This window comes from Bacillus sp. CFBP9009 (genome assembly GCF_036541465.1).
GTDB lineage: Bacteria > Bacillota > Bacilli > Bacillales > DSM-1321 > Peribacillus.
The window spans coordinates 60,261-86,629 of the sequence record NZ_JAZHFU010000014.1 but is presented as its reverse complement, the minus strand read 5'-3'; the positions used below and the strand labels follow the sequence as shown (position 1 = coordinate 86,629).

At 41.5% G+C, this 26,369-nt stretch carries 28 protein-coding genes; 21 read left to right on the top strand and 7 right to left on the bottom strand.

The features are described 5' to 3' along the window. Window positions 1–32 precede the first annotated feature (32 nt). The 5 genes from V3595_RS23020 to hxlB are packed head-to-tail and all read left to right on the top strand — an operon-like array spanning window position 33 to window position 4,203. Window positions 33–803: a sugar phosphate isomerase/epimerase family protein gene (locus tag V3595_RS23020; RefSeq protein ID WP_485909883.1), complete on the top strand. Its 771-nt coding sequence runs from the start codon at window positions 33–35 to the stop codon at window positions 801–803. After that, the gene (locus V3595_RS23015) at window positions 790–1,761 is read left to right on the top strand and encodes a sugar kinase (RefSeq protein WP_485909881.1); all 972 of its coding nucleotides are present in this window, start codon (window positions 790–792) and stop codon (window positions 1,759–1,761) included. Before V3595_RS23020 ends, V3595_RS23015 begins: the two co-directional genes overlap by 14 nt. Continuing rightward, window positions 1,743–3,026, top strand: coding sequence for an MFS transporter (locus V3595_RS23010; protein WP_485909879.1), 1,284 nt, complete (start codon window positions 1,743–1,745; stop codon window positions 3,024–3,026). The genes V3595_RS23015 and V3595_RS23010 overlap by 19 nt, the downstream gene beginning before the upstream one ends. Next, window positions 3,023–3,655, top strand: a complete 633-nt coding sequence (hxlA, locus tag V3595_RS23005; protein ID WP_485909877.1) for a 3-hexulose-6-phosphate synthase — start codon at window positions 3,023–3,025, stop codon at window positions 3,653–3,655. The genes V3595_RS23010 and hxlA overlap by 4 nt, the downstream gene beginning before the upstream one ends. Continuing rightward, complete coding sequence (gene hxlB, locus V3595_RS23000) at window positions 3,652–4,203, top strand: 6-phospho-3-hexuloisomerase (RefSeq protein ID WP_485909875.1); 552 nt, start codon at window positions 3,652–3,654, stop codon at window positions 4,201–4,203. The genes hxlA and hxlB overlap by 4 nt, the downstream gene beginning before the upstream one ends. Before the next feature lie 113 nt (window positions 4,204–4,316). Here hxlB and V3595_RS22995 read toward each other — a convergent pair whose 3' ends face one another. Together V3595_RS22995 and V3595_RS22990 are read right to left on the bottom strand one after the other, a co-directional pair. Continuing rightward, window positions 4,317–5,498, bottom strand: coding sequence for an NAD(P)/FAD-dependent oxidoreductase (locus V3595_RS22995; RefSeq protein ID WP_253510542.1), 1,182 nt, complete (start codon window positions 5,496–5,498; stop codon window positions 4,317–4,319). Window positions 5,499–5,537: 39 nt separating this feature from the next. Continuing rightward, a complete protein-coding gene (locus V3595_RS22990; RefSeq protein WP_101224421.1) occupies window positions 5,538–5,969 on the bottom strand; it encodes a helical membrane plugin domain-containing protein in 432 nt (143 codons plus the stop codon). A gap of 321 nt (window positions 5,970–6,290) precedes the next feature. Here V3595_RS22990 and V3595_RS22985 point away from each other — a divergent pair, with 321 nt between their 5' ends. The 3 genes from V3595_RS22985 (at window position 6,291) to V3595_RS22975 (ending at window position 10,983) form a co-directional block, all read left to right on the top strand. Beyond that, window positions 6,291–6,461: a hypothetical protein gene (locus V3595_RS22985; RefSeq protein ID WP_485909873.1), complete on the top strand. Its 171-nt coding sequence runs from the start codon at window positions 6,291–6,293 to the stop codon at window positions 6,459–6,461. Window positions 6,462–6,944: 483 nt separating this feature from the next. After that, window positions 6,945–8,984 (top strand): hydantoinase/oxoprolinase family protein, encoded by a 2,040-nt coding sequence (locus V3595_RS22980; protein ID WP_485909871.1) that lies wholly within the window; start codon window positions 6,945–6,947, stop codon window positions 8,982–8,984. 16 nt (window positions 8,985–9,000) lie between these two features. Then, complete coding sequence (locus V3595_RS22975; protein WP_485909869.1) at window positions 9,001–10,983, top strand: hydantoinase B/oxoprolinase family protein; 1,983 nt, start codon at window positions 9,001–9,003, stop codon at window positions 10,981–10,983. 176 nt (window positions 10,984–11,159) lie between these two features. On the opposite strand, the gene V3595_RS22970 is transcribed toward V3595_RS22975, so the two are convergent. Then, complete coding sequence (locus tag V3595_RS22970) at window positions 11,160–11,744, bottom strand: DJ-1/PfpI family protein (RefSeq protein WP_485909867.1); 585 nt, start codon at window positions 11,742–11,744, stop codon at window positions 11,160–11,162. A 149-nt stretch (window positions 11,745–11,893) separates the two neighbouring features. Between V3595_RS22970 and V3595_RS22965 the strand changes: the two genes are divergently transcribed. Further along, window positions 11,894–12,325 (top strand): Lrp/AsnC family transcriptional regulator, encoded by a 432-nt coding sequence (locus V3595_RS22965; RefSeq protein ID WP_101224419.1) that lies wholly within the window; start codon window positions 11,894–11,896, stop codon window positions 12,323–12,325. 128 nt (window positions 12,326–12,453) lie between these two features. Further along, on the top strand, window positions 12,454–13,284 hold the full coding sequence (locus tag V3595_RS22960) for an STAS domain-containing protein (RefSeq protein WP_485909864.1): 831 nt from the start codon (window positions 12,454–12,456) through the stop codon (window positions 13,282–13,284). A gap of 288 nt (window positions 13,285–13,572) precedes the next feature. On the opposite strand, the gene V3595_RS22955 is transcribed toward V3595_RS22960, so the two are convergent. Beyond that, window positions 13,573–14,085, bottom strand: coding sequence for a GNAT family N-acetyltransferase (locus V3595_RS22955; protein WP_485909863.1), 513 nt, complete (start codon window positions 14,083–14,085; stop codon window positions 13,573–13,575). A 170-nt stretch (window positions 14,086–14,255) separates the two neighbouring features. Between V3595_RS22955 and V3595_RS22950 the strand changes: the two genes are divergently transcribed. Together V3595_RS22950 and V3595_RS22945 are read left to right on the top strand one after the other, a co-directional pair. Then, a complete protein-coding gene (locus tag V3595_RS22950) occupies window positions 14,256–14,402 on the top strand; it encodes a hypothetical protein (RefSeq protein WP_230161118.1) in 147 nt (48 codons plus the stop codon). Between the two features lie 115 nt (window positions 14,403–14,517). Further along, the gene (locus tag V3595_RS22945) at window positions 14,518–15,483 is read left to right on the top strand and encodes a quinone oxidoreductase family protein (protein WP_485909861.1); all 966 of its coding nucleotides are present in this window, start codon (window positions 14,518–14,520) and stop codon (window positions 15,481–15,483) included. A gap of 298 nt (window positions 15,484–15,781) precedes the next feature. Here the strand turns inward: V3595_RS22945 and V3595_RS22940 are convergent, their stop codons facing one another. After that, window positions 15,782–16,081, bottom strand: coding sequence for a hypothetical protein (locus V3595_RS22940; protein WP_485909859.1), 300 nt, complete (start codon window positions 16,079–16,081; stop codon window positions 15,782–15,784). Window positions 16,082–16,282: 201 nt separating this feature from the next. On the opposite strand from V3595_RS22940, the gene V3595_RS22935 reads away from it, so the two are divergent. Beyond that, window positions 16,283–18,085: a hypothetical protein gene (locus V3595_RS22935; protein ID WP_485909857.1), complete on the top strand. Its 1,803-nt coding sequence runs from the start codon at window positions 16,283–16,285 to the stop codon at window positions 18,083–18,085. Window positions 18,086–18,184: 99 nt separating this feature from the next. On the opposite strand, the gene V3595_RS22930 is transcribed toward V3595_RS22935, so the two are convergent. Beyond that, on the bottom strand, window positions 18,185–18,877 hold the full coding sequence (locus V3595_RS22930) for an FHA domain-containing protein (RefSeq protein ID WP_485909855.1): 693 nt from the start codon (window positions 18,875–18,877) through the stop codon (window positions 18,185–18,187). A 178-nt stretch (window positions 18,878–19,055) separates the two neighbouring features. Between V3595_RS22930 and V3595_RS22925 the strand changes: the two genes are divergently transcribed. The 7 genes from V3595_RS22925 (at window position 19,056) to V3595_RS22895 (ending at window position 25,085) form a co-directional block, all read left to right on the top strand. Then, entirely contained in the window at window positions 19,056–19,187 is a 132-nt protein-coding gene (locus V3595_RS22925; protein WP_257790325.1) for a hypothetical protein, read from the top strand. A gap of 518 nt (window positions 19,188–19,705) precedes the next feature. Beyond that, window positions 19,706–20,116, top strand: coding sequence for a hypothetical protein (locus tag V3595_RS22920; RefSeq protein ID WP_485909852.1), 411 nt, complete (start codon window positions 19,706–19,708; stop codon window positions 20,114–20,116). A gap of 97 nt (window positions 20,117–20,213) precedes the next feature. Then, complete coding sequence (locus V3595_RS22915; protein ID WP_485909850.1) at window positions 20,214–21,104, top strand: ABC transporter ATP-binding protein; 891 nt, start codon at window positions 20,214–20,216, stop codon at window positions 21,102–21,104. Beyond that, the gene (locus V3595_RS22910; RefSeq protein ID WP_485909848.1) at window positions 21,097–21,882 is read left to right on the top strand and encodes a hypothetical protein; all 786 of its coding nucleotides are present in this window, start codon (window positions 21,097–21,099) and stop codon (window positions 21,880–21,882) included. The genes V3595_RS22915 and V3595_RS22910 overlap by 8 nt, the downstream gene beginning before the upstream one ends. Window positions 21,883–21,894: 12 nt before the next feature. After that, a complete protein-coding gene (locus V3595_RS22905; RefSeq protein WP_485909846.1) occupies window positions 21,895–22,326 on the top strand; it encodes a hypothetical protein in 432 nt (143 codons plus the stop codon). Further along, window positions 22,319–23,077, top strand: a complete 759-nt coding sequence (locus tag V3595_RS22900) for an ABC transporter permease (RefSeq protein WP_485909845.1) — start codon at window positions 22,319–22,321, stop codon at window positions 23,075–23,077. Before V3595_RS22905 ends, V3595_RS22900 begins: the two co-directional genes overlap by 8 nt. Window positions 23,078–23,627: 550 nt before the next feature. Beyond that, on the top strand, window positions 23,628–25,085 hold the full coding sequence (locus V3595_RS22895; protein WP_485909843.1) for a protein adenylyltransferase SelO: 1,458 nt from the start codon (window positions 23,628–23,630) through the stop codon (window positions 25,083–25,085). A gap of 91 nt (window positions 25,086–25,176) precedes the next feature. Here the strand turns inward: V3595_RS22895 and V3595_RS22890 are convergent, their stop codons facing one another. Beyond that, complete coding sequence (locus V3595_RS22890; protein WP_340877555.1) at window positions 25,177–25,605, bottom strand: MarR family winged helix-turn-helix transcriptional regulator; 429 nt, start codon at window positions 25,603–25,605, stop codon at window positions 25,177–25,179. A 121-nt stretch (window positions 25,606–25,726) separates the two neighbouring features. On the opposite strand from V3595_RS22890, the gene V3595_RS22885 reads away from it, so the two are divergent. Next, window positions 25,727–26,314, top strand: a complete 588-nt coding sequence (locus V3595_RS22885) for an NAD(P)H-dependent oxidoreductase (RefSeq protein ID WP_485909841.1) — start codon at window positions 25,727–25,729, stop codon at window positions 26,312–26,314. Window positions 26,315–26,369 lie beyond the last annotated feature (55 nt).

Genomic DNA, 26,369 nt, shown 5'->3' with positions numbered 1-26,369 from the left:
ACCGATACCATTTTAGGGTCAGGAGGATTAATATGAAAGTCTTTGTATGCATGAATTCAATACCGACCGAAAGGCTTCAAGCGCTCGGACATCTTGAAATCATAAAACTCGTAGCAGCCGCTGGAGCTGATGGAATCGAAATCAGAAAAGAATTGTTGACGCTGGATGATTCTCTGGAAGAATTGGGTGCCTTATGCAGGGAGCTTAACTTGGACATTTATTATTCCGCTCCTGATTTCCTGATCGGATCAAACCATCATATGAATGAAATAGGTTTTAAACGCTTGGCAAGGGAAGCGAATGAACTGGGAGCGGAATTGCTGAAGATGCCTCTAGGAAACTACGACTTTTTTGAAACTGATATGTTTCGAATAAATGAGGCCTTGGTGGAAAATCTGCAAAACCGTGAATTAAAAATCACCATCGAGAACGATCAGACGCTTGGCGGTGGAAATGTAAACCGGATCGCTCATTTCCTGAGTTGCTCCGAAAAGTTCGATATCCCGATTAGATTGACATTTGATACGGGCAATTGGCTGTATACAGAAGAAGTTCCAATGGAAGCTGCGAAAGATTTAGCGGGATTTGTAGACTATATTCATTTGAAGCAAGTGAAGCGCGAGAAAGAGGGTTGGGTGACTGAGCCGGTATCGATGCCGCTGCTGCCTGAGGTAATGGAGTTATTGGAAAAGTTTAATGGCGCTTGTCCGGTAGCGATTGAATTCCCGGTAACATTGGAAAATGTAGCGACTTATATTTCACTTATGAAAATGGAACAGGAGGTCAGCCATGAACGAGCTTAAAGTACTGACGATGGGAGAGGCAATGGCGATGTTCATTGCTGAGGATTCGGGTAGCCTCGATGATTGCATGCGTTATAAGCGTTATGTGGCAGGGGCCGAAACCAATGTAGCAATTGGCCTGTCAAGGTTAGGGATTAAAACTGCATGGATGAGCAAGGTGGGGGATGATTCGTTCGGGCGCATGATTATGAAAACGCTCACAAATGAGGGGGTGGATGTCTCCAATGTTTTGATTGATCTACTCAATCCAACTGGGTTCCAGTTAAAATCCAAAGTCGAACAAGGAGATCCGGTCGTTGAATACTTTAGGAAGAATTCAAGCGCCAGTAAGATTTCCCTGGAGGACTTTCCCCTGGAGAGACTCCCTTCAACTCAGCACCTGCATTTAACGGGGATACCTCCTGCCATTTCCAGCAGTTTCAGAGAGCTGTCATGGCAAGTTCTGAATCATCTGAAACAAAAGGGTGTAACCGTTTCATTCGATCCAAATCTGCGTCCATCACTCTGGCCGAATGAAAGGGAGATGATCAGCATCGTCAATATGTTTGCGGAAGAGGCGGATTGGCTGCTTCTCGGAATACAGGAAGGTGAAATTCTTACAGGATACAGCAACAAGGAGGATATCGCCAGTTACTACCTCGAACTCGGTGTTAAGCTTGTGGTGATTAAACTCGGGGAAGAAGGAGCCTACTTTGCAACCCAAAATGAAAGGAAGGAGGTACCGGGTTTTACCGTAACGGAAGTCGTGGATACCGTAGGGGCAGGAGATGGGTTTGCTGTCGGGGTAATTAGCGCTTTACTGGAAGGGGCATCGAATGAAGAAGCAGTTTTACGCGGAAATGCGATAGGGGCCAAGGCCGTGATGTCTTCCGGAGATCACGAAGGCCTCCCTAATATGGAAGAGCTAGAACACTTTATGAAAAAAGGAGTGCTTCAATCATGTCTCAATTACAAGTAGCTTCGAGAAAAAGGTGGATGAGATTGATCCCCTTAGTGTTCATCACATACAGTCTCGCCTATCTCGACCGTGCCAACTATGGGTTTGGCGTAGCGGGAGGAATGGGGGAAGACCTTAATATCACAGCCGGGGTATCCTCCTTTCTGGCCGCGCTGTTTTTCCTTGGTTATTTCTTCTTTCAAGTTCCAGGTGCACATTACGCAGAAAAGAAAAGTGCCAAAATCCTGATTTTTTGGAGCTTGATTCTCTGGGGAGGACTGGCCACATTGACGGGGATGGCGACAAGTGTGGCATGGCTCTATCCGATTCGCTTCTTGCTTGGTGTTGTTGAAAGCGCTGTTATGCCCGCGATGCTCGTTTTCCTAAGCCACTGGTTTCTAAAAGAAGAACGCTCCCGGGCCAACACCTTTTTGATTCTGGGGAATCCAGTTACTGTATTGTGGATGTCGATCCTTTCCGGCTACCTATTGAAGGCATTCGACTGGAGATGGCTGTTCATCATTGAAGGACTTCCGGCTGTCCTGTGGGCGTTTATCTGGTATAAGCTCGTCAATGACCGTCCCAAAGATGCCAAGTGGCTTACAGATCAGGAAAAGCAAGATATGGAAGCGACCCTCCAGAAAGAACAGGCTGCATTAAAACCTGTGAGAAATTATAGGGAAGCTTTTAAGTCAAAGCAGGTCATCGTGCTCAGTATCCAATACTTCATGTGGAGCATCGGGGTTTATGGGTTCGTCATGTGGCTGCCGTCCATTATTAAACAAGCGTCGAGCATGGATATAGTGGTAACGGGCTGGCTTTCATCCGGACCTTATTTGTTAGCGGTCATTTCGATGCTGGCACTATCCTATTTTTCGGATAAAACATTAAATCGAAAAACGTTCGTTTGGACATCGCTGCTTGTGGGGGCAATCGCATTCTTCGGGTCTTTCATGCTCGGCACATCGAATTTCTGGCTTTCATATGCCCTGTTGGTTATTGCAGGTGGTGCGATGTATGCACCGTATGGACCGTTCTTTGCCATCATTCCTGAAATCCTCCCAAGGAATGTGGCTGGCGGAGCAATGGCCCTGATTAATAGTATGGGGGCGCTTGGCTCATTTGTAGGTGCCTATTTCGTCGGATATTTAAACGGATTGACCGGCGGGCCCGGAGCATCCTATATTTTCATGGCGGGATCTTTATTGATTTCAGCGTTACTCACATTGATGGTTAAAAAGCCTGCGGTTACGTCAGTCAAGCAAATGGAGGTTGTTTCGTCATGAAAATTCAGCTGGCGTTGGATCGCATGAATATGGAGGACGCCATTGAAATGGCACGAAGCGTGGAAGCCTCGATTGATTGGATTGAGGTGGGGACTTCCCTGATTAAAGAGTTCGGAGTGAATAGCATCAAAGAAATGAAAAATCACTTTCCGGATAAAAAAATCGTTGCCGACATGAAGACGATGGACAATGCGGCTTATGAAATGGATCTTTGCTTTCAAAGCGGGGCTGATGTAGCTACAGTAATGGGGGCTGCATCGGATGTAACCATCCAAAAATGCCTGGAAAAAGCGTGTGAATACAAGGGGCAGATCATGATTGATTTATTGAATGTATCCGATACCCGGCTTGAGCAATTACGGATTTACAGTCAGGCGATATTCTGTGAGCATGTAAGCAAGGACAGCCAGGAGAATTTAGGTCATGCCATGATCAATATGAGAAATCATGCTGGGTCCATGAGAGCAGCAGCAGGAGGGATCACTCTTTCGTCCTTGCCTGTAATGATCAGGAAGGGGCTAGATGTCATCATCATTGGCTCGGCGATTACAAAAGCAAAGTATCCAGCAGAAGCTGCCCGTCTATTTAAGGAAACGGTGAATGGGAAGAAAGGTGTGAAGGAAGTATGAAGAAGGAAATTGGGGTTATTTTAGAAGAAATGAACGGTGTATTTCACAAAATGGACGGAGGGGTAACGGATGCGCTCCTAAAAAATTTACGGTCTGACACCAGGATCTTCATCGTGGGTGAAGGCAGATCGGGCTTCATGGCCAAAGCCTTTGCGATGAGATTGATGCACCTTGGCTTAAACGTCTATGCAGTCGGGGAAACGATTACTCCTTCTATTTCGAAAGGCGATCTGATCATAGCCATTAGCGGGAGCGGCTCGACCAAAAGTGTGATATCAGTTGCGGCAAAAGGCAGGGAAGTGGGATGCAAGGTGTTTTCGATCACGACGAATGACCAATCGGAATTAGCGAATGTCTCTCATGAGGTCTTGGTGATACCGGCTGCAACGAAAAATCGCTTGGAACATGAAACGAAAAGCGTCCAGCCGTTAAGTTCTTTGTTTGATCAATGTGTACATGTTTTATGTGATGCAGTATGCTTGGACTATTCATTAACCGAGTCCATAAGCCACGAGCTTACTTATTCCAAACATAGTAATGTAGAGTGAGATATGGCGGGACCCCTTCAGCGGGTGCCCGCCTTTTTTGATATGAAAAATGCCCCTTACTCCCAAACGGGAATAAAGGGCATGTACCGTGAACATGTCACGGCTATCATGAATTAATAAGCCAAGCTGAATAGGGCTTTGATGTGTGATAGATAGCGAACATTACTTGCTTCTTTCATCAATGTAGCCGGCAGGCCTTTAAGGGACGTGTTATTGGCCCCAACCGTTGCCACCGCATCCTTACGGCCAAGGCTCGCAAGTGTACCTGAGTTTACAGGTGAAAATGCTTCAAGTTTCTTGCCTTCAAAGGCTGCAAATAGGTTGTAACCAACAAGCTCACCCATTTGCCAAGCATTTTGAGCAGTAGGAGCGTATGGACGGCCGCCTTCTGGAGGGAAAGCAACGGCACTGTCCCCGACAACGAATACGTCTTTATGGGATTTGGATTGCAAATACTCATTAACGGTTGCTTTGCCGCGATCCACTTCAAGGCCTGATTCGCCTACGATAGGAAGAGCCGCGACTCCGCCTGTCCAAACAAGCGTATTGGCCGTTATCGTTTGTCCATCTTTCAATTCGATTTGATTGCCTTTAACACCCGTTACAGGCAGACCTGTCAAGAATTCAACGCCGCGTGCTTCCAAGCTTGTCATCGCACGTTCGATTAAGTGGTCAGGCAGGACCGGAAGGATTTTTGGACCAGCTTCCACAAGCTTGATTTTCAAGTCCTTGAAGTCCACTCCGAACTTTTTGGCGATTTTAGGGAAATGATCCACGATTTCACCGATTAGCTCGACGCCCGTCAATCCGCCGCCGCCAATCACGATGGTTGCGTCCGCTTCATTATTTGTTTGTGCATATTCGCGAATGCGATCTTCGATATGTTTGTAAATCTTGTTAGCATCATTTACGGATTTCAAGACCATGCTGTTTTCCTCAAGTCCCGGAATGCCGAAGAATCCTGTTTGGCTTCCCAAAGCAACAACCAGGGCATCATAAGATAAAGTGGAACCATTGGCAAGTTTCACTTCTTTGTTATCGACTGAGAAAGACTCCACTTTGGAAATGACAAGGTCGATATCTTTTCCTTTGAAAAGCTTTTCCAACGGAATGGAAACGGCTTGTTCAGAAATGGATCCGCCTGCAAGACGGTGCAATTCGGTGATGATTTGGTGCGTTGGAAATTGGTTCACCACTGTAACCTGCACTTCATCTCTTTTGTAATATTCACGTACGGATAAGGCAGATAGCAATCCAGCGTAACCTGCACCTAAGATGACGATTTGTTTTGACATAGTTAATCCCCCGTCCTTACTGATTAAAAGTTTATCAAATTATTTTTGGTTTTTACGTTCTGAAGAGACTTCAAGAAAAGCTTGGGCGAAACGGAAAAGCTTTTGTGCTTGCGGATCTTTCATCATTCTTAACAGACCAAAAAGACCGATCACATCAGTATTCGCTTCTGCACGATCCTTAGCTTCGATGGCATTAGCCGCAAGACCTTTCACTGAGCCCACTACTGGTGTAGCGATCTCCGAAATGGCGCTGACCGTATCATTTTTCAAAACATCATCAGTCGCAACCGATTGAGCGAAATCATAAGACTTTGTTAAAATATTCACTAACTCAGTCAGTTTTGGTAACTGCTCAACTAAAGTGTTCAATGATTCCTGAACCTCAGGCTTTAATAATTGGTCCAGTACATCTAATTGTTTTTGGCGGGCATTAAGTTGTTCAGTTTGTGATTGGGTAATCGTTTCTGACATATCCAATTCTCCTTTGCAATAAGCATTTTGTTGATGTAAATAGAAAAACTTGTAAAATATTACACAATGTGTGACAAGAAAAAATACTAACAAAAATGTAATAAATGCTATCCTATAGTATATCCCTTTAGTGGCTTGAAAACAGCTGATTTTTTAAAAAAGATTCATAAAATAATCTTTTCCTGCTTATTTGAAGTACAGATTCTAACGGGGTATCCCAGTATTTACCTAAAATGGACTTTAAGAGGGTGTCTAACATCGTTTCCTGTCATACATATTTCCATCTTGATTTGCCATCCTAAATGATGGAGGTGAAAAAATGTGACTGATTCAGAATCTAAACTTACACAAGAGAATAATGATAAGAAGCTTCATAAACTAGTTGGCAGTATGGAATATACCAAAGCACAACTATCGGAAGGTATGAATGGAATTTCTGAAGTTTACCTCAAAAACAGTGAGGAAGGCACATCGGAAACACCTGATAAATAATATTATTGTGTAAGCATAGCGAAACAGTTATGCTTACTTATTTTTGTAATAAATCCCACTCTTAATTCTCAAACTATAGTTATTTAAATATTCCAAAAATACCATTGACTTTATCATGAATTGACGTAAGATAAAGTATATAGCCATGGTGTAAACAGGTAGTTTTTTCTAGAAATTCTACTTTGCCATCGCCTAAAATGGACTCGGTTACTTAAAGATGAATCTATAAATAACTGTCGAATCTAATAGACTTCGCCGCCCAGCGAAGCTAAACCTAGATCAAAAACCAGTTATATCAATTATTTCTTATTGATATGACTGGTTTTTTTTATTTCATCATTCATCTTGTTCCGTTTTTGGCCTAAGAAAATCCAGCGGCTGGCTGATACTCTTTCACACAGTTCTATTAATCGGTGCAATGGGCGCAAGGCAATGTCAAAAGGTATAAAGTATTTTAAATCTTGTAGCAGGGGTGGGAGTTATATGATAGGTACGAAGCAAACTAGGCTCGCAATTGATGTAGGCGGAACTTTTACGGATGTGTTCGTTTTTGATGAAAGTACGAAGGAAATTTCAATTACGAAAACGTCGTCGACTCCTTTGAATCCAGAGGTCGGTATTTTGGATGGAATTGCGAAAGCGGAAATAGATTGTGAAAATATTAAAGTTTTTTCCCATGGTACAACAGTGGGCACCAATGCCTTGATTGAAAGGAAATTGCCAAAGACAGCATTGATTACATCCGCTGGATTTCGGGATGTATCGGAAATCCGCCGAGGAACCAAGCTTGAGTTATGGGATACATATGATGATGTAGCAAAACCGTATATCCAAAGAAGAGACCGTTTTGAAGTGGAAGAACGCATTGACTTTGCAGGGAATGTCTTGACGGAAATCATTGAAGAGGAAGTACGGTCACTGGCAAGGAAATTAAAAAGACGCGGTACCGAATCGATTGCGGTTTGCTTCATGAACTCATATGTAAATGGAAGCAATGAGGCGAAAGTGAAACGAATCATCCAGGAGGAACTCCCGGATGTTTATATATGCATTTCAAGTGAAGTCCTTCCTGAGATTTTTGAGCATGAGCGCATGAGTACGACGATTGTCAATGCGGTTTTAGGACCGACTGTCAGCAACTATATTAAAACCCTTGAAGGTGAAATGACTAAACGGGGATATGAAGATGACATATTAGTGCTTCACTCCGGCGGAGGGGTAATGACATCCCAAACCGTTCCCCGTTATGCAGCAAGACTTGCAAGCTCCGGCATCGCTGCAGGTGCGATTGCCAGTAAACATATCGCCCAGCTTTGCGGCTTTAATAATGCCATTGGGCTGGATATGGGGGGAACGAGTACCGATATTTCCTTGATGCATGAAGGTGATTTACGAATTACGAAAGATTGGTATATCGAGTATGGATATCCGATAGGCTTCCCAAGTATTGAAATATTGACGATAGGAGCAGGAGGCGGAAGCTTAGCTTGGGTGGATGAAGGCGGTTCTTTACGCAATGGCCCTCAAAGCGCAGGGGCGGTTCCTGGACCTGCTTGCTATAGCAGGGGTGGAGTGGAACCGACCAATTCCGATGCCAATATTGTCTTGGGACGACTTGGCACCAAACTATTGGATGGACAAATGGAACTGGATAAACAAAAAGCGATTGAAGTCGTGGATAAGATCGCCAAGAAATTTGATTATACGATTGAAGAAGCGGCGAACGCCATCACACGGGTGGCCAATGCCAATATGTGTGATGCCCTAAGGCTGATTTCAGTCAGACGGGGATACGACCCGCGCGACTTTGCACTTGTGGCTTTCGGCGGGGCTGGGCCCTTGCATGGAGCGTACTTAGCCAAGGAAATGGAAATCCCGACCGTCATCATCCCGCCGCATCCGGGTGTAGCCGCCGCTATGGGATGCCTGTTGGTCGATGTTCGTCATGATATATCCAAAACCTATGTCAAGAACGTCAAGGATGTATCGTTAAAGGATTTAGAGAGGGAATTCATCGGAATGGAAAAAGAGGCCGCGGAGTTATTGCAAGAAGAAGGGGTCGCTAAAGAAGCTTCCACATTGATGAGATATATTGACATGAGGTATATGGGACAGTGGCGTTCATTGGCGATAGAAGTCGATTGCCCGATTTCTTCATTGGAAGAGACCCTTGACCGTTTCCATCAAGAGCATGATCGCGAATTTTCTTTCTCCGATAAAGAACAGACCGTGGAAATTTATGGACTGCTCGTTACGGCTATCGGAACTGTGCCAAAACCTGAATTCCCGACTTATGAACCTGGAGGCACTCTTGCCGATGCCTTGAAGGAAACGCGTGATGTCTATTTTGAAGAAGAGGGATATGTAAATACGAACGTCTATAACCGGGAACTCATTCCGGCCTTTTCTGAAATCACGGGCCCTGCCATAGTGGATCAGCTTGATACAACGACTGTCATACCACCAAATTTCACGGCAAAAGTTGATAAATACAGAAACTTGATTCTTTCCCAAAATAAATAAAAAGAGGTGGATTTCATTGTCGAATAAACAGTTAGTTGACCAATCTGGAGTTGGAACAGGTTTAGATCCGGTGACATTTGAAGTGATAAAAAATGGCTTCGTTAACCTTGTAGATCAGATGGCGGTACAAATCCTTCGGACATGCTATTCCTTCGTCATTTATAATCGGGATTTCAGCTGTGCTCTTTGTGATGCAGAAGGAAATACAGTCATGCAAGGGACGCAGGATATTTCGGTCCATGTAGGAACATTGCATCTAACGGCAAAGGCGGTTATAGAGGACTTCAAGGGTGATATCCATCCTGGGGACGTATTCTTAGTCAATGACCCGTATCGAGGCGGCACTCATTTCAATGACACACGGGTCCTCTTGCCTATCTTCCATGAGAACAAGCTCATTGCGTTCATGCAGACGAATGGCCACTGGGCCGACATGGGGGGATCGACACCTGGCTCCTTTGATATCAATGCCAAGGAACATTTCGGCGAGGGGGTAAGGATTCCGCCGCTTAGGATTTATAGTAAAGGAACATTTTTAAAAGATGTGGTCAATGTGCTCGCTTTGAACATGCGCGTCCCTGAAGAACGTGTCGGCGATTTGCGTGCTCAAGTGGAAGCGGCCAAGGTAGGCGAGCGCCAGTTGTTTGCCATCATCGAGAAGTATGGAATCGATACGACTTTGTCCGCCTTTGCGGAAGTGCAGAATTATGTGGAACGCTTGGCAAGGGCCAAGGTTGCGGCTTTACCGAATGGAACCTGGGAGACCGTTGATTATATTGATATGGACCCGGAAGCCGGAGACGGACTGATTCCGATCCGGGTTAAGATGACCATCACGGATGACGAGATCCTTTATGATCTTTCTGGATCGCATTCTTATATCGGCTGCTTTTTGAATGCTGGTTTCGGGGCATCTTTATCAGCGGCATACTCAGGAACCAAGACATTCTTTCCTGAAATACCCCTGAACTCCGGCTTTTACAGAGTGGTGAAGATCGAACTGCCGGAAAACTCCGTCGTCAATGCCCCAGCACCGATTGCCGTAACTGGTTTTTGTTCAGGAGCCTATGAAAAAATCATGAGTGCGTGCTTCGAACTCTGGTCCAACATCATGCCGGAAAGAGCGATTGCATGCTCATTTAACCTAGAGTATTTACTTATCGGCGGTTGGGATCAACGCCAGGAGCAGGATAAATACTTCATGTGGTACGACTGGATGGCAGGCGGCCATGGAGGCCGCTATGATCGGGACGGTGTGAACGCCACTTCGCCGACATTCGGTTTGGGACTCAGCGTACAGCCTTGCGAAGGGCAAGAAAGATTGTCGCCTGTCGTGACGATGAAGCATGAAATCATTACCGACTCTGCCGGGCCGGGTAAATACCGCGGTGGGTGCGGTGTAGAAAAGGGCGGTACACTCACCAATGTCAAAAACACCGTCATGTCCTATTGCTGTGACCGTTCCCGTTCAATAACATGGGGGATTTTTGGAGGGCTTCCTTCTTCCCCGCATGGAGCATGGCTGAATCCGGGCAAGGAAGACGAACGATATTTAGGTGCGATTTTCTCAAATGTAAAAGTACAGCAAGGGGATTCCTTTGTGCGCCCATCCGCTGGGGGCGGGGGACTGGGAGATCCGCTTGAAAGAAGTCCCGAAGCTGTTTTGGAAGATGTTATCGATGAGTATGTTTCAATTGAGCGAGCTAAAAAAGATTATGGAGTCGTGATCAAGGAAATCGATAAAGATCTCGATTTATTCGAAATAGATCTGGAAGCAACGGAACAAGCTAGGTCTTATATCAGAAACAACCGCAAACAATGGCTTGAGGAAAACATACAAAGCGTGGAAGATAAATTCGCAAAGGGCGAGCTGGATAGTCTCGATGTCATTCGCCAGTATGGTGTCATCATCGATTATGCAACGAATAAAGTCCTGCCAGAATCAACAAAACAGTTCCGTGAATCCATGAAAACCCGTTCATTGGCTTATTGGAAGTAACGTGAAAAGGTTCCGAAATCATTCGGAACCCAGACTGCAGACGAACTCGAAGAAAAACGAGTTTGCCTGCAGTTTTTTCCTTTAAAAAAGGTTCAGTTAATTTCATAAATCCGCTCCCTTTCCGTCGACTGCCTGCGGAAATCAACATCCAAATAGTATAGGTTCCGAAGACATTCTTAATGGAAACCCATCAATTCCTTCACATGTTTACAATTATCTTTTGAAGTTAGCATTTCCAAGAGCGTAAAGGCAACATCGAATGCTGTGGAAGGGTTGTAGGATGTAATGATATTGTCCGTGACGACAATCGGTTCATTCACCACAATCGCACCAAAATCTTTTAGCTGCCCCTGTCTCTTACTGGTTGGATGGTTGTATGTAGTGGCCTTTCTTCCATTCAATATCCCGCTTTTTCCTAGTGGTAGAGAACCTACACAAATGGTTGCTATGATTTTGTTCTTATTATGAAAATACTCGATCACATCAAGAAACCTCTGATCATAGGCATCCTCATAGAAACCGGCTTCTTCAAAACCTCCTGGAATGGCCAAAGCATCGAAGTCATCAAGGTTCACTTGATCGAGGGTCAGTTCTGGCTGCACGATGAAATTCCATGTGCATTTCAATTGTTCGTGAAGTCCCACCGTAACCAGGTCTGTGGTGCCATCACCCTCTAATTTATTCCAGCCCAATACATCTGTAAACACACTTGCTTCAACCGCTTCGAATCCATTGGATAGTAGCATCAATACTTTTTTCATAGCAGAAACCCCCTTATATATATTGTTTTTATTATATAAAAAGCAAATTCCCTAATACATACGATTAATTACGTAATCATTCCTTTTATATTTATTTTATAATGTATTTGAAAGAAATCAGTTAATAATAAAAGGTAGGGGTGATTGAATTGGATCGAACGGATAAAAAAATACTTTCCTTACTGGAGAATAATGGTCGCATGTCCATGAAAGAACTGGCACATGAAGTTTCCTTAACGGCTCCAGCAACGAAAGAACGTGTGAATAAATTAGAGGAAAGCGGAGTGATAAAAGGTTATAAAACGGAAATATCCCTTGAAAAACTTGATAGAAGCATAACGGCATTCATATTATTCGAAACGGATCGATGCAAAGACTTTTATCAATTCAGCTTGAACCATCCGGAAGTTCTGGAATGCCACCGGTTAGCCGGTCAATACAGCTATCTTATTAAAATAAGTACATTTTCAATGGAAACGCTGGAAGATTTCGTAGATGAAGCCATTAAATATGGGAAATCGTCCACCCATCTGATATTCTCTTCCGCATCGAAAAATGTTTTTTCAGGAGATGAGATCTAACCGGCTTTAACCAATTTACTTGCCAACTTTTTAATATATGACCAAATAGCAGGAAAAAACTCCACCAATATAGAAAGTAAATAGTAACAAAAATCACAGTTGGATGTTCAAAAAGGGAGTGGAGATGAGTGAGTTTTGTTTATGAGGAAGATAAAATAATGGAATTCCTTTTGCAGAATAAAAGTGAGTTTGAAGAATATCTTTTATCAGCAGCGGTCAATGTCAGGGATAAAATCGAAGAAATTTTACTGATTGGAAATGTCGACCTTTTGAATAATGCACATAAGCTCATTCGATATATAGTGGAACAGAATGAAACGGATATGATTGCCTTTGCCGAAAAAGAGGGAGTTACGTGGGCAACCCACTCCTTGACGCTTTCATTCAAGCTGGAATGGATTCAAGCCCTTCGCAGAACGCTTTGGACCTTTCTTTATAAGTTTGAACAAGATAAGAAAGCGTTTATTGAGGATTCCAGAGTCTTTTTTGAATTAGAGAAAAAAGTGAATGAAAGTGTTGATGTTTTTCTTAAATCCTTTTTCGTCAGTTACTCCGATTATAAAGACAAATTGATTCTCGCTCAGCAAAACTTGGTGGAAAACCTATCCGTCCCTATCATTCCCGTCACTTCCACCACCTGTGTCCTTCCGTTAATCGGAACAATCGATTATTCACGAATACAGATAATCGAAGAAAAAGTATTGATGGAGATAGGTAAACTGCGGATACAGACCTTGATCTTGGATTTGTCCGGTATCATCGAAATGGAAGTTGAAATGATCAATGATTTGATGAAAATCCTCGATGGAACGGCAATGATGGGGTGTAAAGCTGTGGTGACTGGATTACGCCCAGAGGTTGTTACGAAAATGATCCGTTCAGGGATTCAGCTCGATAATAAAGCAGAAACTAAGGGTACACTGCAGCAGGCTTTGAGGGACTATCTTGTAGTCACCTAAATCGTGAAGTGGGAGTCGCCATGTTTTGGTGACTTTTTTTTGTAGGTAATTTGGAATATTAAGGTAATTCATTTGCTGTTTTATCATATTCGAATAAGTAAATAGAATGGGAACAGATGCTCCGAAAAGAACGGAATCTAAGTTCCAGCCCGATTTCGGAAATCCGCACCCTTTCCGACGACTGCCGACAAGCCTCATCAAAGCAAGCATCAAGAGGGTCTCGTCTAGCCAGTTATCGGCAGGAGTGTCGCAAATTTCTTCAATGCAACCTTCTAAAGAAGGTTGGTATCACTTCAGCAAGGAATAGACATATGTATCATGTGGGATACCGTTTTGGTAAATATAACTCCTTAATATTCCTTCCTGGATGAAGTCTAGCTTAAGCAAGAGCTCACTTGATGGCTGGTTTTCCAGAAAAACGACCGCGCCGATGCGGGTTAAATCAAGGTCGTTGAAACCGTAAGCGATAATTTCTTTAAGAGCTTCTGACACAAATCCTTTGCGCCAATGTGCAGGATGAATTTCATAACCGATTTCCGCTCGTCTGTATTTGGGACTGTGGGCATGAAAACCGATGGTGCCGATCAATTCTTGTGTATCTTTTCTTTCAATTCCCCACCGAATCGCTCTTTTTTCACGATGGTTTTTTGCAAAAGTTGCTACAATATCCTTCGCCTGTTCGACATTTTCCAATGAATCCTGGCCATAAAAGCGAGTGACTTCATCTTTTGATAAACATTGAAAAAGAGCTTCCGCATCACTTTCATGAATTTCCCTTAATCGTAACCTTTCCGTGTTCAATACAGGAAACTAGTATTCCCTCCTCATATATCAGTTTTATATCTATTCGGTCTCCACGAAGATTTTTCCTTTATTTTGAAGTGCCTATTTTGCCGGTATTTTCGAGAGTAATCGGACAAGCTAACATTAGCAGGCATTAAACATTTATTGAATTTAAGGGGAGATAGATCATGGGAAAAAAACATCGCAACCGTACCGGTTCACCGAAAAAGAATAACCATATTCCGAAAGCGGACATCATTGCAGAACATGAAGCACACGGTAAGGAATTTTCTGCGAATAAACGAAAAAACGGCCCTGGTTCCAATACAGATTGAGAAACTTAATGACCGCTCTAGCCTTTAAGGGCAGGGCGGTCATTTGTGTTTCTTGCCATCAAACGGTTCATCCTATATCTTTAAGAATGAAGAACCATTGAAGGGAGTTAGGATGATGAAAGCACTTGTCTTTGATGATTTCGGCGGGCCGGAAGTTCTGTCTGTAAGGGAAATTGCAGAACCTGAACATTCAAAATCAGCCGTGATCGTTCGAATGAAAGCGATCGGCTTGAATTTTGCTGATGTATATAGAAGGAAAGGGAATTATCATTTGGTGGGTGATCCCCCATTCATTTTAGGTTATGAAGGAGCCGGTGTCGTCGAATATGTCGGGGAAGATGTTCATCATGTGAAAGCAGGTGACCGTGTCGGGTTCGCTGATGTTCCTCATGCCAATGCGGAGCTGGTTTCAGTTCCAGCTGATAAACTGTTACCGCTGCCTGAGGGCATTTCCTTTGAAACGGCCGCTTCCGTTTTACTTCAAGGATTGACTGCCCAATATTTAACTCATGACAGCCATCCGGTTAAAGAAGGGGAAACCATTCTGGTCCATGCCGCTGCAGGGGGAGTCGGTCAATTACTGACACAGATGATCAGGATGAAGGGCGGTCAGGTCATTGGCTTGACCTCATCGAATGATAAAGCGGCTGTTGCCAAGCAAATGGGTGCGGATCATGTTTTCCTTTACGGATCGGACTGGGTGGATTCCATTAAGGATGTAACCGGCGGTAAAGGCGTTGATGTTGTTTATGAATCAGTGGGCCAAACCTTGATGGATAGTTTCAGTGCGACCAAGACTGGAGGAACTGTCGTATTTTTTGGGATGGCAGGCGGTGATCCAGAAAAAATCGACCCGAGAATGTTAATGGATACATCCAAGGCATTAATTGGTGGTGACCTTTGGAACGTCCTGACTACCCATGAAGAACGGACAAGAAGAACGGCAGAGCTATTCCAATGGATTCTGTCAGGGGAAATCCTCATCAAAGAACCGGCTCTTTTTTCGTTGGGAAATGGGGCGGATGCGCATAGACTTCTTGAAAGCCGGAAGAGTTCGGGGAAAATATTATTAATACCATAACAGGTTATGGGGCTTTCCAGTTCTAAATGGAGGCCCATTTCTTTTTGTGGCCTGCCGAGATTCAATACCTTATTCATACTGATGATCAGAACCTTTTTAAGTTCCTTTATATAGACCTATTCTAAGACCCTTAGAATAACTCCAGATAAATGTCCTTGCCCTTACAGGGGTTATGGCCTGCTGTCAAAACAACTTGATGACCAAGTTGGCTTATCCACAAGATCCATATGCAACACACGAATTCAGAGGAGAAATCCACAATGGGCCACTCACCAAACAACAATCGTCATTCTTCAATTCACAGGCTTTCGTTACAAGCAAAAAAAGAGAACGGATCCGTTCTCTTGGAAAACTTATGAATAGCCATATTAGGGAATGAAGAGACAAACAATTTTTTTAATGATCCTTGTGGTGCGGTGAATTTATTGACGATCTGCCTTAAGTACTTTTCTGTCGTTCCGACTCCTCGGGCCATCATATGAAGCGGGCTCTGGATAACCCCGTCCCAATCACTGTGGAGTAAGGCATACAAACACGTATCGAATTCAGTGGAAGATACATTCCTTAATAGGTATTGGTAAGTTTCTTCATAAATCATAAGGCTTCGTCCCCTTTGGCATCCATCCTTTTCTAGAGTCTATATAAACATTAAATCGATAAAAGTAGCATCGTTGGTGTAAATTGTATTGGAAGTTTTTTGACGTTATTTCGATATATTTAAAAAATAGTAAATTAGTTGTACAAAAGTGATAAAATGGGTAAATGGGAACATACATGACAAGGAGAGATTTTTAAAACAATGATACTTTCACTACTCGGTTTCATCTTAAAAGGAATTTTAATGAAAATTCCATTTGCCATATTGGGACTATCCTTGATTCCGCAGAGATGGACAAACGCAATCACCAAAAAGGATATACCTTTTTTCATTGAACAAGTTCTGAGACTTTTAGTTTCTGCTGCCGTATTGTTTTTCGTTATCGATATCATGCTGCTGGATCTTACTGCCGCTGCATTCTTTTCGTGTTTTGCCATTATTCTAGGGCTCATTCTCATCATCGATTCAAGAATGTATATGTACAGTGCCAGTGAATCTTCAAGTACCCGACGGAATCGGAGGGGAAATGAAGCGGCAAAGCAGCCAAAAACACCTTGGAACGTACATTTCAACAGTTTGATAGGTTTCGTTTTGATTGCAGCATGGGTCATCATGCTGTTTTACCCGCTCACTTTTGCCGCAGAACTGCATGGATTGGCGAAGGTCGATAAGAAAAAAGAGCTGGAAGAAGTTCAAGATATAAAAACCATGCCGCTCGTTACAGTGAAAATGGCTGACGCAAAAGGCGATGCAGCGATTAATAAAATAGAAAATGCATCATATTTCACTGAAGGCGAATACCGTCTAACCAATATAAATGATGAATTGGCTTATACATCACCCATTGAAATGGATGGGTTTTTGAAAGCCGGGAAAGCGGAATACACGCCAGGTTATAATCTGATTTCCGCCGTATCGACGGATAAAGGGGCAAGTACTGTCAAAGGGAAGATGCTGTATGCTCCCTCACAGTACCTCGATCATGATTTGGAAAGGACGATCCGCAAGGCATATCCAAATAAAATCATCCATGATTCATATTTGGAACCGAATGAAGATGGAAAGCCTTTCTTCGTAGCTTCAGTCGGACATTATTTGAAATACCGCAGTGGTCCCGTAGTGGAAGGGGTGGTATTGGTGAATCCGGAAACGGGGGACACGAAATACTATCCAAAAGGAAAAGAACCTGAATGGGTAGATCGGACATTCACATTGGAAACAGCCCTGGAATATTGGACCTACTGGGGAAAATATGTTCACGGGTGGAAAAACCAGTCCCTGATTGGGCCGAAGAAAGATGTCCTGATTCCTAATGAGGATAATATGCAAGTTACGTTTAACGAAAAAGGCGAATTGATTTATGTAGTGGACTTTACCCGGGCTAAATCAAAAGGCAACTCCAAGACCCTTGTAGGTTATGGTGTTTTCAATGCCAAAACCGGTGAAATGACGTACTATAAAGGCGTCACGTCCGTTCTGACTGGAAAGGAAGCAAAATCCAACGCCAATGCGAGTGAGTTTTTGTCTAAATATCCAGGCTGGAAAGCCACTAATGGAATTTTCTATACGATTTACGGTGCTCCCACTTATGTCATTCCAGTTACAAAGGGCAGCAAGTTCCAAGGTGTGGCGATCGTTTACGCCAATAGCGATAATCCCCAAGTGGTCTTTGGGAAAACGAAAGACGAAGCTTTCCGTAATTATAAAAAGCTGATTGCCTCTTTAGGGAAAGTCAGCGGTGTGACGCCTCAAAAAGGTTTTGAGATGAAAGAAATAAAAGGGAAGGTATTAAGGATCAATGATGCCAACCTTTCAAATGGATACGTCTTCCATTTAATCCTCGAAGGCAATGCCAAGAGGTTCTCGGTGGACCCTGGTGTCAATGCGCTATCTGATATTTTGTTGACGAATGTAGGAGACCGGGTTGTGCTGAAGGTGATGGATATGGAAGAAGACATCGTTCCAGTCGATGAATTCATTAATCTGGATTTGCCAAAGAAATGATAATGGACCGTGGACATATAAACTGGCCATCTCCAATATAAGCATGAAAAAAAGCATTGTTATCCGCAATGCTTTTTTCATGTCTTCGAATGATTGTCATTATAAGTCCGATAGATTGAATGAATGGATGGATTCCATATAATATCCCTTTTGAATGACTGCTTTTATTGCGAAGTGCCCATTTATCCGTTTCCGCACCCGGTACAGAAGTGAAGCGATTTCTTCTGCCGTCACAATTTGCTCTGGATCACCGACTCTCTCTGGCCATACTTGCTGGACAATTTCTTCCTTTGAAATAAGGTTGTCCAAATTTTCATAAAGCAGCTTAAAGCAATTGAATTCCTTTGTCGGCATTTTAATGGGTGCTTCTTCATTGATGATCACGGTCTGAAGGTGCTCATTGATAGCGACGGTTTGCTGGAACTCGGGGTTCACCGGCGTGAAATCCATTGTTAAATCGTTGTCGATGGAGATCATGAATTCAATCAATCCATTGACTAAAGTAATCGAATCCCCAGGTTCAATGTGACAGGGATTGCCCGGTACGAGCGGCATCTGGTTCACAGAGGTACCGTGTTTGCTTGCCAAATCCTCAATGAGAAGCTGCCCTTCCTCCATATAAATCCGGCAATGTTCCCTGGAAACAAAGTCATTGTAAAGCCTGAAATCAGCTTTGGAGTGCTGGCTTGCTCGGCCGATCAGCAGGCTTTTCCCTTCAAATACATAGGCGAATTCCTCGGTTTGGCCTTTGTGCATGGTCCTCAATACAACCTTGAAAGTTTTATAAATCATTCACTTCATACCCCTTAAAAAATCTGAAAATTTAAATTATTTTCATGAATTTATCATTTTGGCTACATGGCTGTTTAGTGGGTTCAATTTTATAATTATAAATTATCAGTCGCTTACTTACTAACGAAAAATGAAAAAATACAAATTAGGCACACAGCCATTATAACAAAGAGGAACGATGGATGAAGAAGAAACTCTATTTTTGCTGATATTCGCTTTGACTGTGGGAGGAGAATTTTTATGGCGTTTCCTCAAAGCCGACCAGGCAGCACCGGAAGAAGTATGCGATGAAAATGTACCTTACGCTTGAACGCAATGGAAAAGGAGTTGACCAAAGGTGAGTATGTGGAGAGATAGGATAAATGCCTTCAGCATCCTGCTGATGATCATTAGCATGATGGTATATATTATTTTTCCCCAGCCCTTTACCCTCATTCTGTACTGTATATTTGGCATTGCCTTTATCAGCCTGACTTTACTGAATTAAGCATATCCTTGATTGGAAGAGGGATGTGGGAGACAAAGCGGGAAGGAAGAAGACAGAAAAAGGTGGGGGAGGCATGCTGAAAACATGAATCCTCCACACGATTAGAAAGTTTCAGTTCACCTGTTTGTGAAAATCATAGATGATATAAAAAGTCTGCCGAATCAATGGCAGGCTTTTTTTGCACAAGCTAATTTAAAACGTCCCTTTTCCTTGGTGGAAATGATACTAAAGACATATATTTATGTTTTATTTATTGAATAATTATGACATGAATGATTTAAAATACCCATTTAAAATATAAAATATGGTAACATTAATAAATAAAGGAAGGGGGTGGAGTTATGAAGGGGTTTGTTAAAATAATGAGATATTCTATACTTGCGGTTGTTATTTTCTTATCAAGTAATTTTGTTTCAGGGAATATTAACCAGGTTTCAGCAGTGACAAAATCTACAAGTAAGTACCAACAATACTATTCTTGGGTTGGAGTGAAGATTTTTAAAACCGGAGTCTTAGGCTGGTATGATTCCAATGGAAAAAAAGTTACTAAACATAATAAAGTATCTCAACAGAATAGTACAGGTGTGGCATGGTCTTTTAGTAATACTCAGTCATATTGGACTTCTACACTTAATACTACACAAGCTAAAGCTTATTCTCAGGCAAAGTTTGTTCTAGGAATATCATCTAGTAGTTTCTCAATTGGGCTTCAAAGTACGACAAAAGGGATAACTGCTACGGGAAAACCATAATGGCTATTTAATTTCTATGGACAATTTATGCTAGATTAAGAGTATTTAATTTTAATCTACATAAGTTGTCCTATTTATTCTAAAAAAGAGGATGCTTATGAAGACAATAGAAGTGAATAATTTAAGTAAGGAATATAAAAATACTAGCGCTTTAAATGGTATAAACTTAGAAATAAACAAAGGAAAAGTTGTCGGATTATTAGGCAAAAATGGGGCGGGTAAAACAACGCTAAATAAACTAATTACAGGACTAATTTTTCCTTCAGCTGGATCAATCAAAGTTTTAGGAGAAGTCCCAAAAGGGGGGCAAAAGAAAGTTGGCTTTTTATCAGAGAATATTGCTCTTTATCCCAAATTAAGTGCTAGAGAAAACTTGGAAATCTCCATATTACAAGAAGGTAATTCCCCTAAAAGTGGTCAAATTTCAAAAATATTAAAAATAGTTTCAATTCAAGATACTAGAAAAAAGGTCAATGATTTTTCTTTGGGAATGAAGAGAAGATTACAAGTAGCTATGATTGTACTAGCTAACGATAGAGAGCTTCTTATTCTAGATGAACCAACAAATGGATTAGATTTAGATGGAGTTTTATGGCTGAAAAATATGATCCTAGAATTAAAGAATCAAGGGAAAACCATATTACTTTCTAGTCATTCTATTCTTCAAATGGAGGATGTTTTAACTGACTACATTATCCTTAACAAGGGTTTACTTGCTGATAGTGGTGAAATGACTTCTCTTACTGAAGGGATACTTAATATTGAAATAAGAATTGAAGAAATTGAAAAAGCAAAAACTGCACTCGTAAAAAAAGGATATTTGTATAACCAACATGGTAATATTTTGGTGATTCCGTTGAAGGTAGATTATATGCATTACTTAAGAGTATTGAATGAAGAAGACATATACCCTATCTCTTATAATTTAAAAAAGAAATCACTTGTTGACAGATTCCATCTGTATGCTGGTGGTAATAATGATGAATAGTAAGAAAGTAAAAGGTGAAATTTTAAAATTAAAAAGATCAACCGAACTCATCTCTATAATCTGCTTATTTTTTGTTTTTTTCTTACTTATGTTTTTCCAGAAAGCATTTAATAGTGAATCGGGATATTACACACCAGGGTTGTTGTCTATGCAATATATGAGTTCGTTTAATTTATTACTGTTATCATTGGTAGGTTTTATTCCAGGATCAGTCTTAGGTGCTTATATTTCAGGAATTGATTATAAGCACAATACAAATGTTTATGTGATTATAAATATGGGCAGAATTCAATCGATAGTTATCAAAATAAAAACATTATTATTAGGGATAATGTGCTTAGTTATATTTATGATTTGCCTTGGAGTGTTGGAGGGTTTTTTTGTAGATAATCAACAGCCTTTTTATATTGAGTGGAAAATGCTTTTTCCACAATTTTTTTGCTGTTATATTATTCTTTTATGTTCATCTATGATTGGGTTTTTAGGGGCTACATTTACTAAAAGAGTATATGGTGGAATTTTATTTGCAATAGTTTTTCCTATATTGCTCGAACGATTTTCCCTCTATATACCGATGCTAAAATATTTTACTTTGAATGAATATTATGCGTCCTTAATAGGTCATTCATTTAAAAATATGGCAGGTGATCCGCAAATCCAATTTAGCAATTTAACGTCAATTTCTTATGGAAGTAGTGTGTTTATAATTACGGCAATTATTTTATCTATTTTGATTATTAATATAATAATTGTTGTAAAAAGAGACTTCAAGGCATAGGGGATATTAATTATGAAAAAAATTATATTGGTAATAGGTGCAATTTTTCTGCTTGGTCTAATCTTGATAAATATTTTGTCAGTAGATACAGAAACAATGGCTACGGACGGAATTGAAATTAATACAACATATTTAAAAGATTCTGAAGATTTAGTAGCTGATATGAGTATCTCTGGCAACCTTCGAAAAGAGAAAACGCTTGATATAAAAACTCTTTTAAAAGAAGATAATACTATTTCAATAAAGAACGTTCAATCTGGTAGTGAAATAGAATGTATAGTAATTAATTCAAATGGAAAAAAGGTGTTCACCGAAATAATAAAAGGAGATGCAATTCGTTCATTTAAATCAATTTCTGGAGTAGGAAATATCAAATTAGTTTTAAATGGTGGGAAACATGATGCAATGATTATTTTTAATGGGGATGAGATTAATAATGAATAACTGGTTAAAAGCAGAATCTATAAAGATAAAGAATAATATTCTGCTATGGATTAGTCTAGGTCTAACCTTTTTATTTATGATTTATATAGTTTTTGATCCATTTCCATATGTTGAATTAAAGATTCCTAGTTATCTAAGTTCAGTTTTCTTATTATCGCTAACGGTTTTCGGTACACTATCATTTATTATTTTAGGTGCTTTTCTTAGTTATGAGGAGTATTCATGGAATACTTTACATTTACTTATCGGTTCTTATAGTAGAATTAAGTCATTTTACTATAAATCATTATATATTTTACTAGTTAGTTTTTTTCTAACTGTTTTGACTACTTTTCTTAGTTTAGTATTGCATATTTATATAGGGGCGCCTGGACAAATATTTAGTATTCAAGTGTTTACACAAATTTTCGTAGTTAGTCTAATTTGTTTTTTTTGGGGAGAACTAGCGTTTGTTCTTTCTCTTATAACTAAAAATGTTATGTATAGTGTATTGATAGTGTTCTTTATCAGTTTTTTTGAACCCGCAATCTATAGTCACATTAATGAGGAATTACTTAAATATTTAATTGTTTATAATCAGAAAGGTATTTTAGCTCTAACTTTCTCTAATTTAATTGAAGGGAGTTATATAATTGTTCCTGATTTAAATTACCCTTCGTTAATATGGAGTATCTCCTTTCAATTAGGTTTAATTGGTGCTATTCTTTTTATTGGGTACCAGTATATAAAGAATTGTTCAATCACTAGTTAATTTGTATTAGGATTTAATGTCCTTATTTACTTGGCCTGTTGGCTCTATTAACCGGATAACTCCATTTTCGAATGAGATATCCCTTTTTTAGGTAGAGTGTATTTTAAATATAAATCCAGGTGTGAAATTTTCATACTATCAACTGGAATTTCAAAAAGAACCTATAAATGAAATGATAAAAAATTGCTGCGCATTTTAAAGGAAATCATAGTTTTCTCCGTCTTCTTAATTTCTGAATGCTCACACTAAACCGTACCAATGCAAAAGCGGAACAATGATCATCAACAAAGATATTCTAAGTAAAAGAAGCAGGAACCCATTAAGGGTACCTGCTTTCTTTCATTCTAAGGACCGCAATCGTTTTATGAAATCCTGGGGCGTCATGGATTTAACACGACTTTAAAAGAGCCATTTTTATGCAAAAAAGGTATAATTAATTGTTAGAAGCAGACATTAAAAAATGGACTGCAACTTAGTTTTATCGCGTGTTTTAACTGAATCTTGAGCGAAATAGCTTTTATAAAAAGTCAAAATAAGAAAAGGAGAAACCATGACTAATGAAACAGGATGGAATTTAGACAATAGCTATGCACGTCTACCGGAAAAGTTTTTCACGAGCACGAAACCGACTCCTGTACGTTCACCGGAGTTGATCATTCTCAATGAGAGTTTGGCGGATTCTCTTGGTTTGGATGTGAAGTCGCTGCAAAGCGAGGATGGTGTGGCGGTGTTTGCCGGAAACGAGATCCCGGAAGGTGCTTCGCCTCTTGCCCAAGCATATGCGGGGCATCAATTCGGTCATTTTAACATGTTAGGGGACGGCCGGGCGATATTGCTTGGCGAGCAGGTGTTGCCAGAAGGCGGGAGGGTCGATATCCAGCTGAAGGGTCCAGGAAGAACGCCATATTCCCGCGGGGGCGATGGCCGGGCTGCACTTGGACCGATGCTGCGCGAATACATCATCAGCGAGGCGATGCACGGGCTCGGCATTCCTACCACCCGAAGTCTGGCAGTGGTGACGACCGGTGAAACGGTAATCCGTGAAACTGGGCTGCCTGGTGCCATCATGACCCGTGTGGCTTCGAGTCATCTTCGTGTCGGAACTTTTCAATTCGCTGCAAAATGGGGCACGATCGAGGAGCTCCGGACACTTGCCGACTATGCAATTGAGCGTCATTTTCCAGACATTGAAGCAGATGAAAGCCGTTACCTTTCGCTGCTGCAGGAAGTGGTCAAGCGTCAGGCTGAGCTCATTGCCCAATGGCAGCTGGTCGGCTTCATTCATGGAGTGATGAACACCGACAACATGACGATCAGCGGGGAAACCATCGATTATGGCCCTTGCGCCTTCATGGATGCCTATGACCCTGCAACCGTATTCAGTTCAATTGATAGGCAAGGCCGCTATGCCTATGGTAACCAGCCGGTAATTGGGGGGTGGAATCTTGCGCGATTCGCTGAATCCCTATTGCCGCTGTTGCATGATGACGAGGATCAGGCCGTTACACTGGCCCAAGATAAGATTTCCGTTTTTAATGATCTGTATCACTCCAATTGGTTAACGGGAATGAGGGCGAAACTGGGGATATTCAACGAAGAGACTCAGGATGAAGCCCTTATTAATGGCATCCTCAGTATGATGAAGAAGCATGGTGCCGACTATACCAATACATTCCGGGCTCTGACCTTTGATAAAAAGGAGGATACGGTCCTTTTCGGGACACCGGAATTCGCCCAGTGGCAGGAGCTTTGGCAGGCTAGGCTAGGGAGGCAGAAGGAATCGAAAGAGTCTTCGAATCAGTTGATGCAGAACAGCAATCCTGCAGTGATTCCACGGAACCACCGGGTGGAAGAGGCGTTGGAGGCAGCAGTGGAACAAGAGGACTACAGCGTGATGGAACGGCTGTTGGATGTTCTTGCAAATCCTTATGCACACTGCGAAAAACAAGCAGAATACGCCGCACTGCCTGAGTCAACAAAACCTTACCGGACTTTTTGCGGTACCTGATCATAAAACATGCATGGAGATAATGTAAGAGCTCCCGCGATTGAAGTCGATTCTTCGTCAACTTCAATTGCGGGAGCCCTTTTTGTGTTCATCAGTAAAAAAGTTTTGTTTGAAGAATGTCCAAGGCACGGTCAATCTCCGCTAAATCTTCCTTTGATGCATGTTGCAGCCGGCTTAGGAAACGGGATTCCACGATTGCAAAAGCCTCGTTCATCATCATTTCCCCTTCTTTGGAGAGGCGGATGTATTGTTTCCGTCTATCTTCCGAATCACTTATTTTTTCAATTAAATTCTTTTCGCTTAATTTTTTCAGTTCACGGCTCGTGTTAGGCATGGAGATATGATGACAGTCACTGATTTCACTTGGTGTGACAGGCTGACTGACGGTTATATATTCAAGAATTTTATATTGTACCGGCGTGATGGAATCGGATTTGGCGTTTTGGGTCAATTCATGTGTCACTTGATGTACGGAAGTTGTAAATGTGACCATTTTTTCAAAAAGAGCTTTTTTGTCCATAACTTTCACCTCTTACTGAGAAGATATCAAAAATATTATCAAAATACAATTATCATTTGACAATAAAAAAGATGGTGTTATATGATTGTTATCAAATGATAAGTAAATAGGGGGGTACGTCATGAACATGCTGGTCATCTACACATATCCAAATCATAAAAGCCTAAGCCATGCTTTTTTAGAAAAAGTCGTCAAGGGAAGTAAGGAGAACCCGAACATAAAGGGGCTGCAGGTCTTGGATTTATATGAAGAGGGCTTCAATCCGCTCTTGGAGTTCAATGAGCATAAACGAAGGCGTGATATGCATCGTGATCCTCAGCTTGAAAAATATAGAAATCAAATTACTTGGGCCGACAAAATTGTCTTTGTCTATCCGATCTGGTGGGGGAGGCCACCGGCCATGCTGATGGGATACATCGATCAATTATTTTCTGCGAATTTTGCCTACAGGGATAAAAAGGGCTTGTTCCCGGAAGGACTTCTGAAAGGAAAGTCGGTCGTATGTGTGTCCACGATGAAGGGACCTGCAAAGTATCCGCTTCTCTGGTTGAATGATGCGCATAAAATATTGATGAAAAGAGCACTATTCAATTTTGTCGGGATCAAGAAAGTGAAGTTTTTCGAATTCGGTAATATGGAAAGCCCAAAGGGGAAACAAACGAAAAAGCTAGAAAAGGTTTATCGGTATTTCAGGAAGGTGGCTAGCTAAGTTTTTACGGGATTAAAGAAGAACCCCATTCATGCATAATGAATGGGGTTGGCCG

What these genes read in the sequence shown, in the direction of transcription:
- V3595_RS23020 (WP_485909883.1), top strand. Translation starts at nt 33, where the DNA reads ATGAAAGTCTTTGTATGCATGAATTCAATACCGACCGAAAGGCTTCAA.
- V3595_RS23015 (WP_485909881.1), top strand. Translation starts at nt 790, where the DNA reads ATGAACGAGCTTAAAGTACTGACGATGGGAGAGGCAATGGCGATGTTC.
- V3595_RS23010 (WP_485909879.1), top strand. Translation starts at nt 1,743, where the DNA reads ATGTCTCAATTACAAGTAGCTTCGAGAAAAAGGTGGATGAGATTGATC.
- hxlA (WP_485909877.1), top strand. Translation starts at nt 3,023, where the DNA reads ATGAAAATTCAGCTGGCGTTGGATCGCATGAATATGGAGGACGCCATT.
- hxlB (WP_485909875.1), top strand. Translation starts at nt 3,652, where the DNA reads ATGAAGAAGGAAATTGGGGTTATTTTAGAAGAAATGAACGGTGTATTT.
- V3595_RS22995 (WP_253510542.1), bottom strand. Translation starts at nt 5,498, where the DNA reads ATGTCAAAACAAATCGTCATCTTAGGTGCAGGTTACGCTGGATTGCTA.
- V3595_RS22990 (WP_101224421.1), bottom strand. Translation starts at nt 5,969, where the DNA reads ATGTCAGAAACGATTACCCAATCACAAACTGAACAACTTAATGCCCGC.
- V3595_RS22980 (WP_485909871.1), top strand. Translation starts at nt 6,945, where the DNA reads ATGATAGGTACGAAGCAAACTAGGCTCGCAATTGATGTAGGCGGAACT.
- V3595_RS22970 (WP_485909867.1), bottom strand. Translation starts at nt 11,744, where the DNA reads ATGAAAAAAGTATTGATGCTACTATCCAATGGATTCGAAGCGGTTGAA.
- V3595_RS22950 (WP_230161118.1), top strand. Translation starts at nt 14,256, where the DNA reads ATGGGAAAAAAACATCGCAACCGTACCGGTTCACCGAAAAAGAATAAC.
- V3595_RS22945 (WP_485909861.1), top strand. Translation starts at nt 14,518, where the DNA reads ATGAAAGCACTTGTCTTTGATGATTTCGGCGGGCCGGAAGTTCTGTCT.
- V3595_RS22940 (WP_485909859.1), bottom strand. Translation starts at nt 16,081, where the DNA reads ATGATTTATGAAGAAACTTACCAATACCTATTAAGGAATGTATCTTCC.
- V3595_RS22935 (WP_485909857.1), top strand. Translation starts at nt 16,283, where the DNA reads ATGATACTTTCACTACTCGGTTTCATCTTAAAAGGAATTTTAATGAAA.
- V3595_RS22930 (WP_485909855.1), bottom strand. Translation starts at nt 18,877, where the DNA reads ATGATTTATAAAACTTTCAAGGTTGTATTGAGGACCATGCACAAAGGC.
- V3595_RS22925 (WP_257790325.1), top strand. Translation starts at nt 19,056, where the DNA reads ATGGATGAAGAAGAAACTCTATTTTTGCTGATATTCGCTTTGACTGTG.
- V3595_RS22920 (WP_485909852.1), top strand. Translation starts at nt 19,706, where the DNA reads ATGAAGGGGTTTGTTAAAATAATGAGATATTCTATACTTGCGGTTGTT.
- V3595_RS22915 (WP_485909850.1), top strand. Translation starts at nt 20,214, where the DNA reads ATGAAGACAATAGAAGTGAATAATTTAAGTAAGGAATATAAAAATACT.
- V3595_RS22910 (WP_485909848.1), top strand. Translation starts at nt 21,097, where the DNA reads ATGAATAGTAAGAAAGTAAAAGGTGAAATTTTAAAATTAAAAAGATCA.
- V3595_RS22905 (WP_485909846.1), top strand. Translation starts at nt 21,895, where the DNA reads ATGAAAAAAATTATATTGGTAATAGGTGCAATTTTTCTGCTTGGTCTA.
- V3595_RS22900 (WP_485909845.1), top strand. Translation starts at nt 22,319, where the DNA reads ATGAATAACTGGTTAAAAGCAGAATCTATAAAGATAAAGAATAATATT.
- V3595_RS22895 (WP_485909843.1), top strand. Translation starts at nt 23,628, where the DNA reads ATGACTAATGAAACAGGATGGAATTTAGACAATAGCTATGCACGTCTA.
- V3595_RS22890 (WP_340877555.1), bottom strand. Translation starts at nt 25,605, where the DNA reads ATGGACAAAAAAGCTCTTTTTGAAAAAATGGTCACATTTACAACTTCC.
- V3595_RS22885 (WP_485909841.1), top strand. Translation starts at nt 25,727, where the DNA reads ATGAACATGCTGGTCATCTACACATATCCAAATCATAAAAGCCTAAGC.